This window comes from Stenotrophomonas sp. Steno-Z10-BAI, assembly GCF_056393115.1.
On record NZ_JBWJOZ010000002.1, the window covers coordinates 657,048 to 670,245 of the forward strand.

The 13,198-nt window shown below is 67.3% G+C and carries 11 protein-coding genes; 4 read left to right on the plus strand and 7 right to left on the minus strand.

Features of this window, described 5'->3' with window-relative positions:
• Positions 1-54: 54 nt before the first annotated feature.
• Positions 55-837, minus strand: coding sequence for a hypothetical protein (locus tag AC06E9_RS07745; protein ID WP_478055840.1), 783 nt, complete (start codon positions 835-837; stop codon positions 55-57).
• 59 nt (positions 838-896) lie between these two features.
• Positions 897-1,457, minus strand: coding sequence for a TetR/AcrR family transcriptional regulator (locus AC06E9_RS07750; RefSeq protein ID WP_259462067.1), 561 nt, complete (start codon positions 1,455-1,457; stop codon positions 897-899).
• Between the two features lie 122 nt (positions 1,458-1,579).
• Here AC06E9_RS07750 and AC06E9_RS07755 point away from each other — a divergent pair, with 122 nt between their 5' ends.
• Positions 1,580-2,185, plus strand: a complete 606-nt coding sequence (locus AC06E9_RS07755) for an NAD(P)H-dependent oxidoreductase (protein WP_121036791.1) — start codon at positions 1,580-1,582, stop codon at positions 2,183-2,185.
• A 76-nt stretch (positions 2,186-2,261) separates the two neighbouring features.
• On the opposite strand, the gene AC06E9_RS07760 is transcribed toward AC06E9_RS07755, so the two are convergent.
• A complete protein-coding gene (locus tag AC06E9_RS07760) occupies positions 2,262-2,792 on the minus strand; it encodes a hypothetical protein (RefSeq protein WP_478049532.1) in 531 nt (176 codons plus the stop codon).
• Positions 2,793-2,978: 186 nt separating this feature from the next.
• Here AC06E9_RS07760 and AC06E9_RS07765 point away from each other — a divergent pair, with 186 nt between their 5' ends.
• Positions 2,979-5,165: a glycoside hydrolase gene (locus AC06E9_RS07765; protein ID WP_478055841.1), complete on the plus strand. Its 2,187-nt coding sequence runs from the start codon at positions 2,979-2,981 to the stop codon at positions 5,163-5,165.
• 24 nt (positions 5,166-5,189) lie between these two features.
• Here the strand turns inward: AC06E9_RS07765 and AC06E9_RS07770 are convergent, their stop codons facing one another.
• The 3 genes from AC06E9_RS07770 to AC06E9_RS07780 all read right to left on the minus strand — a co-directional run bounded on the left by AC06E9_RS07770 (position 5,190) and on the right by AC06E9_RS07780 (position 10,819).
• Positions 5,190-8,528, minus strand: a complete 3,339-nt coding sequence (locus AC06E9_RS07770) for an autotransporter family protein (RefSeq protein WP_478055842.1) — start codon at positions 8,526-8,528, stop codon at positions 5,190-5,192.
• A 113-nt stretch (positions 8,529-8,641) separates the two neighbouring features.
• A complete protein-coding gene (locus AC06E9_RS07775) occupies positions 8,642-10,090 on the minus strand; it encodes an amidohydrolase family protein (protein ID WP_478055843.1) in 1,449 nt (482 codons plus the stop codon).
• Positions 10,091-10,213: 123 nt separating this feature from the next.
• Entirely contained in the window at positions 10,214-10,819 is a 606-nt protein-coding gene (locus AC06E9_RS07780) for a glutathione S-transferase family protein (protein WP_121036788.1), read from the minus strand.
• 96 nt (positions 10,820-10,915) lie between these two features.
• Here AC06E9_RS07780 and AC06E9_RS07785 point away from each other — a divergent pair, with 96 nt between their 5' ends.
• Positions 10,916-11,935, plus strand: a complete 1,020-nt coding sequence (locus AC06E9_RS07785; protein WP_478055844.1) for a helix-turn-helix transcriptional regulator — start codon at positions 10,916-10,918, stop codon at positions 11,933-11,935.
• A gap of 53 nt (positions 11,936-11,988) precedes the next feature.
• Complete coding sequence (locus AC06E9_RS07790; RefSeq protein ID WP_478055845.1) at positions 11,989-12,882, plus strand: LysR substrate-binding domain-containing protein; 894 nt, start codon at positions 11,989-11,991, stop codon at positions 12,880-12,882.
• On the opposite strand, the gene AC06E9_RS07795 is transcribed toward AC06E9_RS07790, so the two are convergent.
• Entirely contained in the window at positions 12,875-13,147 is a 273-nt protein-coding gene (locus AC06E9_RS07795) for a hypothetical protein (protein WP_259260879.1), read from the minus strand. The genes AC06E9_RS07790 and AC06E9_RS07795 overlap by 8 nt on opposite strands.
• Positions 13,148-13,198 lie beyond the last annotated feature (51 nt).

Sequence of the window (13,198 nt, forward strand, 5' to 3'; positions counted from 1 at the left end):
CGCGCCAGTGTAACTCAAATGAGAATGGGTATCACTGACGTTGCGCCACCGGGTTCAGCGCGCGCAATCGCCCGAAGCCTCGCGCGCCGCACCTACCGTCGCGCCGCCCTTGCCACTGGCGGACATCCAGCCCTTCAACGACATCGTGTCCGGCACGCTCTCCGCCATGGGCGCCGCAGCGATCGCCAGTTCGCGCGATGTACCTACCGGATCCAGTTCGGCCAGGCGTGCCGCCTTGTCACCGTCGGTGCTGACGGTGTCATCCGAGCCGGACGGCGGCGTCCTGGTGGTGTTCTCCGTCTTGGTCAGCTTGATCCGGATCTCGCCGCCGGCCGCATGGGTGATCGCTACCGCGTACAGCTCCTTGCCATAGGCCCAGGACGTCTCGCGCTGCGCTGTCGATGTCTGTCCTTCGGCAGGCAGCGCCAGGGCATCACCTGTGATCCCCTGCACCATCGCCATGCCCCCCATCACCGCCATGTACATGCCGTACGCACGCATCTGCTTCTCTTCCGGGGTCTTCGCCGCAGGCGCACCCGGCCAGCTCGCCTCGAGATTCAGATGTGCCTTTCCCTTGCACAGGGTCAGCACGACCGGCTGACCCTCACCGTCGCCGAGGCTGATCAGGCTGTCGCCGTTGCGGAACTGCTGCACACGCCCGACCAGTGCTGCGCCGCTCGCCGGCACCTGGTTGACCTGCACACTCGAGGCCGCCTCAAGGCGCGCATTCAACGAAACCGTCGCAGCGGTCGCCGGCAACGCCGCACCGATCGCGGCGGCAAGTGCAAGAACAGGCAGGCAAACGCGCATGGCATCCAGTCCAACAGGGCGGGACATCATACGCGCCTGATCCTCCGCGGCGCCGAGCATGACACTGCCAAACAGACGTAGAGCGCTCAGCCGCGCGCAACCATCGCAACGATCGTCGCCGCCAGTTCGCGCACGGCCTGCTCAGGGCTGATGTCGCCCGTCGTCGCCGCAGACGAGAGCCCTTCGGCCGCGCCCAACATGCCCCATAGGCCTGCCAAGGGCAGCGCGCCCGCCGGCGCGAACGGTGAGAGCAGCGCGCGGCACTGTTCGAGGAACACCACGTCGTACTCGCGCTTGATGCGCGCCAGCTCGGGTGAACCGGCCAGCGCGGCGATCACGCCGGGAATCTCACGCCCCTGCTTCATCACACAGGCCACGTAGGCATCGGCGATGACCTGCGCTTTCTCCGCAAGCGTCGAACCGCTGTCGGCAAACCGCGCGTCCATCACCACGCCCTGGCGCGCATCGAAATCCTGGTACAGCGCCGCCAACAGGCCGGCCCGGGTACCGAAATGGTCATACACCACCGGCTTGGTCACCCCGGCCTGCTCGGCAAGGCGCCCCAACGTCAGCGCGTCCGTGCCCTCCTCGCGAATCAGCCGCCAGGCCACTTCCAGCAACTGGCGCAGGCGGTCGTCGCGGCTCATCCGGCGGCGAGGGGCGGCAGACGCTGCTGGAGCGTGTGGACTTGACATCGCTATATACCAATCGTAGCTTACGGACCGTAACTTACCAAAAGTATACAGCCTCCCCCGCCTCCAGGAATTTCATGCATACCCTCATCGTCACCTCCCATCCCGATCCCGGCGCACTGACCCATGCCGTCGCCCGCCGGATTGCCGACGGCATCACCGGAACCACCGGCGCCACCGTCGAACTGGCCGACCTCGCTGCAGAGCGCTTTGACCCCCGCTTCACCCAGAACGACCTGAAGGGCCATCATCGCCAGGCACCCTTTCCCGCCGATGTTCTGGCCGAACAGGCCCGCCTGGACCGCGCTGACGCGCTGGTCCTCGTGTTTCCGGTCTACTGGTGGAGCATGCCGGCGCTGATGAAGGGGTGGATCGACCGGGTCTTTACCGGTGGCTGGGCCTACGACGACAGCAGCGGCCAGGGCGTCCTCAAGAAACTCGGGCACCTGCCCGTCCACCTGGTCGGCCTGGGTGGCGCCGACGAACGCACGTGGCAGAAGCGTGGCTATACCGAGGCGATGAAGACCCAGATCGACACCGGCATCTTCGACTACTGCGGCGCGCCGGTGCTGTCCTCCACGCTGTTGCTGGACACGGACCACGGCGATGCACACGCCCATCTGCAGACGGCGCATGCGCTGGGGCAGCGCATTGCCACCCTGCCTGGCGCGGGAGCCCACTGAGACGACCCGTTGCCACTGCAAAGCCCAGGCATCGCGCGCGCAATAAACAAGGCCCTGCAAACGCGGGGCCTGCTTCCTATCGGCCAGGGACATCCGGATACGGCCCCAGCGCACAATCCTGCCGCAGCCGATTGATGTTGCTGATGCGCCACTGCCCTGAACTCAACTTCACCACCTGCACATCGATGTCATTCCAGGCCGCGCCATCGGGGTAGGTCGCACGGATACGGTAGCGGACCCAGTCCTTCCGCCGCGCCACTTCGGCCGCGGGATACGATGACGACAGCGCCTCCTGTGAACCGGTCAACGGGTCGTAGTTGATGGTCGGGACCAGATCCGTCGGTGCGCCCGGCGCGTCCAGCGCCCGCTGGTAACGAACGCATCGCGCCAGCAATCCGGGGCTCAGCATCGACCGCAACGCCGGAAATGCATCTGGATACGCCGGGCCGTGTGTCGCACGAAACCCATACAGCGCGTCCACCACCGCGCGCGCAGGATCACCCGTCGCAGCGAACGCAGGCATTGTGATCGCCATCGCGATCCCCGCCAGCACGGAAACAACAGGAATACGCCTCAAACGGGGAGCCGCAGCAGCAAGCTTGCGCATCGCTCTACACCCTGCTTTACCTGACCGGATCACAATTCCAGCACATCTGCGGCCTTCGGTGCGTGCAACTGTGATGGGCCGCGCTCGGCAGCTGCCGAATCAGCGCTAGGCTCGACACCGATTCGGCCCACCCTCCGGTCGCTGTGACGCGACGGCAGGCCACCACACCCTGAACTGAGATGTCCCATGCCCGCCGCCAGGCTGCTTGCCCTTTTCCTGCTGGTTGCCTCACCCGCCGCCCACGCACTCACGCTGGCCAATGCACGCTGGCAGGTGGACATCGACCCGGCGACGCTTGCAGTCACCGCCACCACCCGCGACGGCGTGGACACCGTGATCTCCTCCGCCACAGCGCGCGACACCATCCTGGACCTGGTGCAGACACCGGTGAGTGCGCAGTGGCAGCGCGGCGGCGCCACCACCATCCACGCCACACTGGAGCAGGACGCCCTGCAGCTGCGCTTTGAGCGCAGCTCCGCCGGTGTGGTGACATGGCCCACGCTGCCGACCGGTGCCGGCGCGCTGCTGCTTCCGCTGCACGAGGGCTATTACATTCCCGCCGGCGACACCGCCTGGCGCGATGAACTGCTCAGCGCATATGGGGAGGTCAATACCACCGAAGACCTGACCCTGCCCGTGATCGGCCTCGCCTGGCCGGACCGGGTGCTGTCGATCCTGTTCGCCACGCCCTTCAACAACACCGTGCGCTTCAGCGCCGATGGGGCGTCCCTCGCGCTCACCGCAGAGCACGACTTCCATCCCCTCAACCAGACCGACCCCTATGTTGTGATCGTCAACCTGGATGCCCCGGATTGGCTGGCGCCAGCCAAACGTTACCGGCAATGGCTGCAGGCGCAAGGCGGCTTCATCGCGCTCAAGGACAAACTGGCGCGTGTGCCGGACGGCGACAAACTGATCGGCGCCAGCCACCTGTACCTCTGGGGCGACCGGGTACTGGCCGAACAGGACGTGCGCGACTGGCGCCAGCTGAAAGCCCTCTTGCCGCACGCGTGGGTCGGCAAGGACAAGGAGGCACGCGAGGCAGTGACCGCCCCGCACAGCGGCCCCTATGTGCAGCAGGTGCTGGTCAGCACCATCAACGCCGCACTGGCCGAGCAGTTCCCCGGCGAGACCGCCGATGCCCTCCAGCAGCGTCGACACGCGCTGGACGCGACGCTGGGCAAGGCCCTGCAGCCGGAAGCAGCACGCGGCGACACGGCATCGCCGCGGATGATCCACGCGCTGCAGGCCGCGGGTCTGCCACGACTCTGGCTCGGGCTGCCGGACTGGACCGCCGCCTGGGCTAGCCCGGGCGCGGTGGACACGGCCATACAGGCAGGCTATCTGGTCGCACCCTACGATTCCTATGACACCGCCCTGCCCGACGGTAACGACAATCCCGCCTGGCTCTCAGCACAGCTGGGGCAGGACGCATTCGAGCGCTGCGGGATCATGAAGCCCGACGGCCAACGCATCAAAGGCTTCCAAGGCAGCGGGGTGTACACCAATGCCGCCTGCGTCCGCCCGCTGATGGAACGCCGCGTACGCGCCCTGCGCGTTGATACCCCCTACAACAGCTGGTTCCTCGATGTCGCTGCCACCGGCATGCTGTTTGACGACAGCGACCCGGCCAAGCCCACTTCGCAGGCGCAGGACGCGGCGAACCGCAGTGCCGCGCTGGCCTGGCTGGCCGATAGCGAAAAGCTCGTGGTCGGCTCGGAAGTCGGCGCAGCGACGGTCAATCGCCACGTCGCCTTTGCCCACGGTGCGCAGACCGCCGGCTTCGGCTGGGGCGACCCGCAGATGCGCCGTGAACGCGCGTCGCCTTACTACCTCGGCGCGTGGGCGCCCGAGCATCAGCCGGCCTTCTTCTTCAGACAGAGCCAGCTCAAACCGCGCTACCAGCAGCTCTACTTCAACCCGTCGCGACGCCTGCCGCTGCTGCAGGCGGCCTTCCACGACAGCGTGGTCAGCACCCATCACTGGACCCTGGACAGCCTCAAGTTCCGCGAGAGCCGCAGCACCACCGAGCTGCTACAGCAGCTGTACAACGTACCACCGCTGCTCAATCTCAGCGTGGCCACCGCCGCGTCACGGATCGCCTACCTGCGCCATCTGGACGCCTTCTTCCGGCCACTGCATCAGGCCCTGTTCGATCAGGCGCTGGTCGACTTCCGCTGGCGCGATACCGCCGGCCAGGTGCAGCAGACTACGTTCGCCGATGGCAGCGTGATCGTGGCCAATTTCTCCGATCAACCGCAGCAGGTCGATGCGCACGCTTTGCCCCCGCGCAGTGCGATCGCGCGATTGGCCGGGGGCGAGGAGCACCGCTTCACCTCGCCCGCCGAGGGTGGCGACCGGCACACACCCTGACCTGCAGGATCCGGCACCGGCGCCTCACCAGTGGGCGCGGACTCCCCATTGCGCGGCGGCACCGCGATAGCGCTGGCTGCCACGCTGAAGGGCCAGTTCGCCCCAGCCCGACCAATGTGAGCCCCAGGACACCAATGCGCCGGCCCGCACTTCCTTTCGATGGCCCGGCGCAGCACCCCGCACGGGCTGGTCATCCAGCAGGATGCTGTTGCCGCGGGGGTCGCGCAGCCAGTTGACGGCAAGGAAGGGTTGAACACGGTCCGCGGCGTGCACTGCCTGGGAGAGGCGCAGCCCCAGACGCGAGGACAACCCACCGGCGGCACCGGGCTGCACGCGCGTTCCGTTCTGTTCGACCAGGCCATCACTGCGATGCGCCGTGTGGATCCATTGTGCCTGGGGCTGCAGCAGCAGCTGGCGATCGCTGCGGCCCAGCGCCCAGCCGTACCCGGCCTCAAACGACACCGCCCGCGTGCGCGAGCGATAGCGCTCGCGCGCCAGTGCGGTGCCTTCCACGGAATTGCGGTAGCGGCCCTGCTGCGCCCAGACATCGACATAGGCGCCGGCGGGACTGTGCGGCCGCTGGTACCAGCTGCCGTAAAGGCCCAGTGCCGTCCCGCGCACGACGCCTTTGGCGGCATAGCCGGTCAACGGCGAAACGGCCTCGTGGCGTGCCTGGCCTGCCCCCAGCATCACCCCGACATGGGCGTGCTGCACGTTGCCCCACCTGAGCACGTCGACACCGGCCTGCAGCACCGAGGCGTGCCGGTCCAACAAGAGTCCGTCGCTCGCCCCAAGTTGCTGGTTCTGGCTGGAAACCCGCATCCATGCCGCGGCGTCACCCAGCGTGCCCGGCCCTGCACCGCGATCATGCAGCCGATGCTGGAACAGACTGACGGCGGCCCCTTGATTGGCCAGATACGCCCCGACCTCGGGCCGCAGCAGTGCCGGTGGCCGGACCGTACAGGCCGCTTCAGGGTCGACCTCGCAGGGCAGAAATCCAGGGCCAGGGCCTGGCCCCGCCTCGCCCCCATCGCACACGCCCTCGTCTACGCAGTCCTCTACCGGCGGCGACACATCACCACACCCCGGCGCCGCGGGGTCCAGCTCGCAGGGCGTACCGGGGCCGGGGCCCGCTGGCCGTTCGGAACGAAGATACCAGTGCCCATCGCCTGGGGTGCTTACGCCGCCCTGGTACAGCAGGTAGTCATACGCGCCGGCAACCGCCCGGCCGATCAGCTGGAATGAGGCGCCGGAGGTGCCATCCACACGTACCAGCCGGATGCCATTGATCGTCTGGTCGCCCAAGCCGCCCGCATTGTGTACCTGCACGTAGGCCGTGCCACGGGTATCCCCCTGGATGTGCAACTGGTCGAAGGGCGACAGATCATCGCCGAGCCTGCCCCGGAAATGGAACCGTCCGTCAGCGCTGTCAAGATCACCCGCTACCTGCAGAGTGTGGAAACCAACGTCGGGCGCGGTGGACAGGATGACCGCACTGCGGTCCAGGGCCAACGATCCGATCCGCGCGTCACCGGTCATCGTCCAGCGGCTCTCGCCGGCCATGCCCAAATGGTTGACGACACCGGTAGTGCCGCGCCAATGCGAGCGACGATCAAGCCGCACTCCGATATCCGCGCGCACCGGGACGCCAGCAGCCAGATCCTCGGCCGTGATGACAACGTCCCCCTGCGCCCGCGCGTCGCTATCGAGCGCCATATCGAATGGCCGGTTGAGCGCCGCATCCACGGCCATCAACACGCCATTGCCACCGGATACCTGTGCACCATTGCGCAGCACCAGGTGGCGGGCCTCGCGCACCCACAGGGCGCCATGCGCCTGGCTGACCAGCGTACCGCCGTCCATGTCCAGATACCCATTGCCATTGACCACCGCCGCCCAGGCGTCCGCTCCGTGCGTGCGGATGTTGGTGTTGTAAAGCGAGAGCGTGCCGGCGCCGCCGGTCAGTACCCCATAACCGCGGGCGCCGCGCGTGACCAGTTCACTGTCGCGCAGCGTGATCGCACCGCCCAGGCGCACGACCGCGCCGATGCTGCCGGCGCCCCCGCTCTGTACGCTCACCCGGTCCGCATCGAAAATCGGCTGGCCACTGCGTCCATCCATCGAGGCATACAGGCCGTGAGAAGAGACGCCGCCCGTGGTGACGGCCACATCACGCAGAACCACCGCACTGGCCCGATTGTCGATACCCAGCGCCTGCTGGCCCGCCGTGGTGATGCCGCTGTCGGTCAGCCTCAGCACCGACGCATTGGGCAGCCATACACCGCTGCCAATCACACCCCTGGTGTCGATGGTGATCTGGTTTGCTTCCACGGTGTTGCGCTGACCGTTGATGTTCAGGCCATATTGGTCGGCCTCGATGCGCGTCCCGTCGAATCCAGCCTGCACGCCGCTCATGATCAGCACCCCGCTACTGTCTGCCGCCAATGCCTCGATCGAACCGCCTTCCATGCGAAGGGTGCCGCCGGTCATTTCCACGCCCCGCGACTGCTCACCATACACGCGGATGTCCGAATCGCGTGCCGTGATGTCCCCGGCACCGTGCAGCGCGGAGGACACGCGGCCGTGCGTCTCGATCCAGGCAGTGGTCAGGTTCAGCGCGCCACCGGCCTGGGTGGTCGTGGCCCCCGCACCGATGCCCTGCGCGATGAGTGTCAGGCCATCGCCATCGACCCGCCCGCCCGCCCGGATCATGAGCGCTTGCGTGCCTGCCCCCGCGGTGAGCACGCGCGTACCGCTCAGATTTGCCTCGCCATTGGCCACCAGCAGACCATAGGCATTGCGACCGATGGTGCGGATCGCCCCCCCGTCGAGCTGCGCGATGCCGCCATTATCCAGGTGCAGCCCGTGCGCGGCATCACCACGCGTGGTCAACATCGCGCCGATCAGTTCAACGCGCCCCTGCTGAGCCTGTACGGCGTGCGCGCCCAGGGCGGTCGTAGACACCGCCACCCCCGCGCCACTGGCATCGAGCCGCGTATGCAGCCAGCCACCACTGGCAACAGACAGGCCGAACGCCGAGACGCCCTCCGTGCTGACCGTGCCACCATGCAATGCTATGCCGCCACCACTTGCCGCATGCGCACCCGCTGCCGACGCACCGCGGGTGACCAACGTAGCACCGCCCACGGCGGAGATGGTGCCGCCATTCAACGCGTGGAACGCGTGCCCATCGATACCGTCGAGCTCTGTGATGTAACTGCGGTAGACCGCATCATGATCGATGCCATCAGCAACGACTGCACCGCGCTCCTCGAACGCCGCCGCGGGTGTGGTCAGTACGGCGCTGATGGCCAACGTGAGCAGATGGCGCGAGCACAGCAGCGAGGAGGCATCGAGGCGCATAGGTCGGGATCCAGAGTGGTTGAGGCAACCTCAACCTAGCTCCGCCATACCTCGGCTTACATAGAGGAATGTTCAAGCTTCGCTGGCCCACCCTCGGGATGGCATCGACCCCGTCACTCCTTCACTGTTTCGGCCTTCCACACTGCCACCTTTCCGCGCGCCTGGGCCAGCAGCGCATCCAGCGCTTTGCGGTCATACCCTTGGCCGCGCAGCACCACGTACTGGATGCCACGCGTGGCCTCGATGTCCTCCAGCGGATTGCGCTCCAGCAACACCAGATCGGCAGCCTTGCCCGGCGCGACCGCGCCGTAGCGGTCCAGCGTACCGAACCAGGCCGGGCCCGCGCGCGTGGCCGCCGAGAGTGCCTGCGCCGGGGTCAGCCCTTCCTTGACGAACAGTGACAGTTCGTCATGCAGGCCGATGCCCGGATAGTTGAACGAGTTGAGGAAGCCCGCATCGGTGCCGGCCATGATCGTGACGCCGGCCTGCTGCAGCATCGGTAGTACGGCGGCGACCTGGTGGTATTGCTGATGGCGGGCCTGGATCTGCGCCGGGGTTGCCTTGGCGGCGCGCTCCACACGCCAGGCGTAGGTGGCTTGGAGTTTCGGGCCGATGTAGGCCAGGTAAGGATCGTCGTGATGGTCGTCCTGATCCAGGAAGTCCAGGATGCGCCCGCCATTGAGGGTCGGCGTCACGAACACCCCCTTCGCCGCAAAGCCGCGGTAGGCGGCCATGGCGGTATCACGATCAAATCCAGCATCCAGCCGTGCGTTGGCCTGGGCACGATCAATCCGCTTGGCAGCGAAGTCCGCCGCGATGGCCGCCTCATCCTTGACCCCGGCTTTGTAGGCGTAGTCCAGGTGTTCGATCGAGCTGATACCGGCATCGACGGCCTGCTGCACGGTCAACGCCATCGGGATGTGGCCGGAGGCACGCAGCCCATTGGCGCGCGCCCCGCGCACGGCAGCCAGGAACAACCCAGGCGTCAGCGTGCTGTCGGTGATCTTGACGAAATCGACGCGGTCGCGCTTGAGGCGCACGAATGCCGCATCCAGGTCCGCCTGCGAACCCACTTCAATGGTGCCCTTCCAGACCGGCTTGATGCCTTCGATCTTGGCGCCCGAGGTGAACAACTGCGGGCCAGCCAGGCGGCCGTCGGCGATCTCCCCGCGCCACTGCAGCACCTGCTCGGGCAGATCGCCGGACGCATCACGGATGGTGGTGATGCCATGGGCGATATACAGCGGCAGCAGCGCCTTGTTCTCTTCGATCAGATCCGGGCCACCCCCGAAGTGCACGTGCATGTCCCACAACCCGGGGATCAGATAGCGACCCTTGCCGTCCACCTGATGCCTGGCCCGCCATGCCTTGCGCATCGCCCGGTCGGTGCCGACGGCGACGATGTCCTGACCACGGACCACGACCGTCTGGTCGGCCAGCGTCGTGGCGTGCTCGACGTCGACCACGGTGGCATGCCGGATCATCAGATCCGCCTGCTCGGCCGCGAATGCGGAAGGGGTGGTCAGTGCAAGCAGCACCGGGATGGCAAGACGCAAAGACATGGAGTGCATACCGGAAAAGAGAACCGGGCCACCTTACGGTCAGGCCCGGCACATTCACCAGTTAAATTTCAGCATGAAGCACATGCATGATTGCGATGCTGCGCGCTGCAGGATCCGGCTGCGTCAATTCTCGCCCTGCATCGCCGGGCGGGCCTGCACCCGCTGCAGCCAGCCGGCCACCGCCGGATGCGCATCCACCACCGCTCCCAGATGGGTGCCGTAGCCCACCACCTGGCCTACCACCAGATCCACCAACGAGTACGCCTCACCAAGCATCCACGACTGCTGCGACAGGCGCGCCTCCAGCAGATCCAGCAGTTCGTTGGCGGCACGGATGCCCGCCGCAGCATGCTCCACGCTGCGCAGCGCATCGTCCACGGTCGCCAGCCATACCCGCCCGAGCACTGCTGCGTAGGTCACGTACGCCCACGTGCACCAGGACATCGCCTCCAGTCGAGCCGGGGTCCCCACCACCGGCCACAGGCCCTGGCCCACCCCGTACTGCTCGCCCAACCACAGGTGGATCGCCAGACCTTCAAACAGGGGCGTGCCGTCCACCACCAGGCACGGGACCTTGCCATTCGGATTGATCGCCAGATACGCCGGCGTGCGCTGTTCGCCGTTGCGGATGTCGATCTTGACCCGATCGTGCGGGACGGACAGCTCGGCCAGGGCGCACGCGACCGGGGTGGCGCTGGACATGGGGTGCCAATAGAAAACGAGGGACATCGAAGAACTCCTTGAGAGGGGTGGCAAGGTGCGGCGGAACCGGTGCTGCACCGTGCGCTCAAGACTAGGCAACATTGCGGACAGAATCGGCCCGCAATGACTGCTACGCTGCCGCGCATGCTGACCGCCTCCGCCCGCCTGCTGAGCCTGCTTTCGTTGCTGCAATCCCGCCCGCACTGGGCCGGCGGCGAGCTGGCCGAACGCATGGCCATCCACCCGCGCACGCTGCGGCGGGACATTGATCGCCTGCGACAGCTTGGCTACCCCATCCACGCCAGCACCGGCATCGCCGGCGGCTATGCGTTCCGCCCGGGGCGTGCATTGCCGCCGCTGTTGTTGGATGACGAGGAAGCGCTGGCGGCGGCGGTTGCGCTGCGCACCGCCGTGACCGGCACCATCAGCGGCATCGAGCAGACCGCGATCACGGCGCTGGTGAAGATCGAACAGGCCATGCCACCGCGACTGCGCCCCCGGCTGGCCGCGCTGCGTTCGGCGGTTCTGCCCGCCAATCCAATCGGCCCGCAGGTGGATGCCGGGCGGCTGACCACCCTGGCCTGCGCCTGCCGCGACCAGGTCCAACTCCGCTTCGACTACACCGACCGTGAGGGCATCTCCAGCGCACGCCAGGTCGAGCCACAGGGCGTGGTGCATGCCGATCGCCGCTGGTATCTGGTCGCCTGGGACACCGGGCGCAACGACTGGCGCACCTTCCGCATCGATCGGATCGCCAGCGCACCGGTGGTGGGTGCGCACTTCGCGCCGCGCACAGGGCCCGGCGAGGGCGATCTGCGCCAGTGGGTCGCCCGCGCGCTCTCGCTGGGCCAGCACCACGACCTGGCGCGGATCATCCTGCACGCACCGCTGTCGGTCATGCGCCAGCAGATCCCGGCATCAGCCGGAGAACTTGAGGCGGTCGATGACCGGCGCTGCCTGCTGCGCTGCGCCGCCAACCCCTTGGGCACGGTGGTGTATTGGTTGCTGGCGCTGGGTCTGGATTTCGAGGTGCTGGGACCCCCTGCACTGCACCAGGCCATGCGCGAGGCAGGTGAGCGGATCAGCCGCAGCCTGGCCCGTAGCGAACCGTCGGAGGCCTCGGCAGGCACCAACAGCACCTGACCGCATGCGCGTCGGTGTTGGCGCCGACAGCCATTGCGATTCACAATGACGGCATGACCGCAAGTGAAAAACCGAATCGCACCCTGTTCGATCTGGACCTGCTGCGCGCCATGGTGATGGTGGCCGATTGCGCCAGCTTCACCACGGCCGCCGCGCGCCTGCACTCCACGCAATCCACCATCAGCCAGAAAATCCGCAGGCTGGAGGAGATGGCCGGCCATCCGCTGCTGGTGCGCGGCAACCGCGACGTGCACCCCACCGATGCCGGGCAGCTCGTGCTCGGTCATGCACGCCAACTGCTGGCGCTCAACGATCAGCTGCTGGAAGCGCTGGCCGGCACCACGGTCGCCGTCACTGTGCGGCTGGGCGTGCCGGAGGACTTCGTCAGCGCCGCGACCACCCAGCTGCTCGGCGCCTTCAACCGCGAGCACCCCCAGGTGAAGCTCGAAGTGACCAGCGGCCTCAGCCGCGACCTGGCCAATGGCTACGATCACGGCGAACTCGATCTGATCCTGGTCAAGCAGCGGCGCAACAGCCGCGCCGCCGTGGCCTGCTGGCCGGAGACCATGGTCTGGATCGACAGTGCCCGCAATGGCTGCATCGGCCTGGACCCGGTGCCACTGGTCACCTTTCCGCCGCGCGGGCTGTATCGCGACGACATCATCGACGCGATCGAAGCGCTCGGCCGCCGCTGGCGAATCAGCTTCACCAGTTCCAGCCTGAGCGGGATCCAGGGCGCGGTGGCCGATGGCATGGGCATCAGCCTGTTGCCGGCGCGCGCCCTGAGCCGTGAGCACACCGTGCTGGGCCCCGAACAGGGCCTGCCGCCGATCGATACGTTCGAAATCGCCCTGCTCCATCGCGCCACCGCCGACCCGCTGGTCAAGACGCTGGCACTGCGCCTGGCGGGGCTGCTCAATCAGGAGCGCGCGGGCGCGCTTACTTGAGCTGCAGCGGGTAGCGCTGCCAGAGCACGTGCACCAGGAAGCCGGTCAGTTCCGGATCCTTGGCGGTGATCGAGGCGCGGATCTTGTCCAGCAGCACCATGTCGCTGCAGTTGCGCACATCGGCGTGGCCGGCCTGACCGGCACGGCGCGCACGGTAGCGGGCCGCACGCTGTGCATCGGTCATCGCGTAGCCGAACGTGGGCGGACGGCCGCGCTTGCGCGGCAGCGTCAGTTCCAGTGTTCCGGGGTCTTGTTCATCGCGCATGACGGACGAGGATGCAAACGGGGGCGCGCACGATATCGTGATACATCACTT

Bases quoted from the DNA above. Each gene is read 5' to 3' on its own strand.
- AC06E9_RS07745 (WP_478055840.1), bottom strand. From the start codon at position 837: ATGTCCCGCCCTGTTGGACTGGATGCCATGCGCGTTTGCCTGCCTGTT.
- AC06E9_RS07750 (WP_259462067.1), bottom strand. From the start codon at position 1,457: ATGAGCCGCGACGACCGCCTGCGCCAGTTGCTGGAAGTGGCCTGGCGG.
- AC06E9_RS07755 (WP_121036791.1), top strand. From the start codon at position 1,580: ATGCATACCCTCATCGTCACCTCCCATCCCGATCCCGGCGCACTGACC.
- AC06E9_RS07760 (WP_478049532.1), bottom strand. From the start codon at position 2,792: ATGCGCAAGCTTGCTGCTGCGGCTCCCCGTTTGAGGCGTATTCCTGTT.
- AC06E9_RS07765 (WP_478055841.1), top strand. From the start codon at position 2,979: ATGCCCGCCGCCAGGCTGCTTGCCCTTTTCCTGCTGGTTGCCTCACCC.
- AC06E9_RS07770 (WP_478055842.1), bottom strand. From the start codon at position 8,528: ATGCGCCTCGATGCCTCCTCGCTGCTGTGCTCGCGCCATCTGCTCACG.
- AC06E9_RS07775 (WP_478055843.1), bottom strand. From the start codon at position 10,090: ATGTCTTTGCGTCTTGCCATCCCGGTGCTGCTTGCACTGACCACCCCT.
- AC06E9_RS07780 (WP_121036788.1), bottom strand. From the start codon at position 10,819: ATGTCCCTCGTTTTCTATTGGCACCCCATGTCCAGCGCCACCCCGGTC.
- AC06E9_RS07785 (WP_478055844.1), top strand. From the start codon at position 10,916: ATGACTGCTACGCTGCCGCGCATGCTGACCGCCTCCGCCCGCCTGCTG.
- AC06E9_RS07790 (WP_478055845.1), top strand. From the start codon at position 11,989: ATGACCGCAAGTGAAAAACCGAATCGCACCCTGTTCGATCTGGACCTG.
- AC06E9_RS07795 (WP_259260879.1), bottom strand. From the start codon at position 13,147: ATGCGCGATGAACAAGACCCCGGAACACTGGAACTGACGCTGCCGCGC.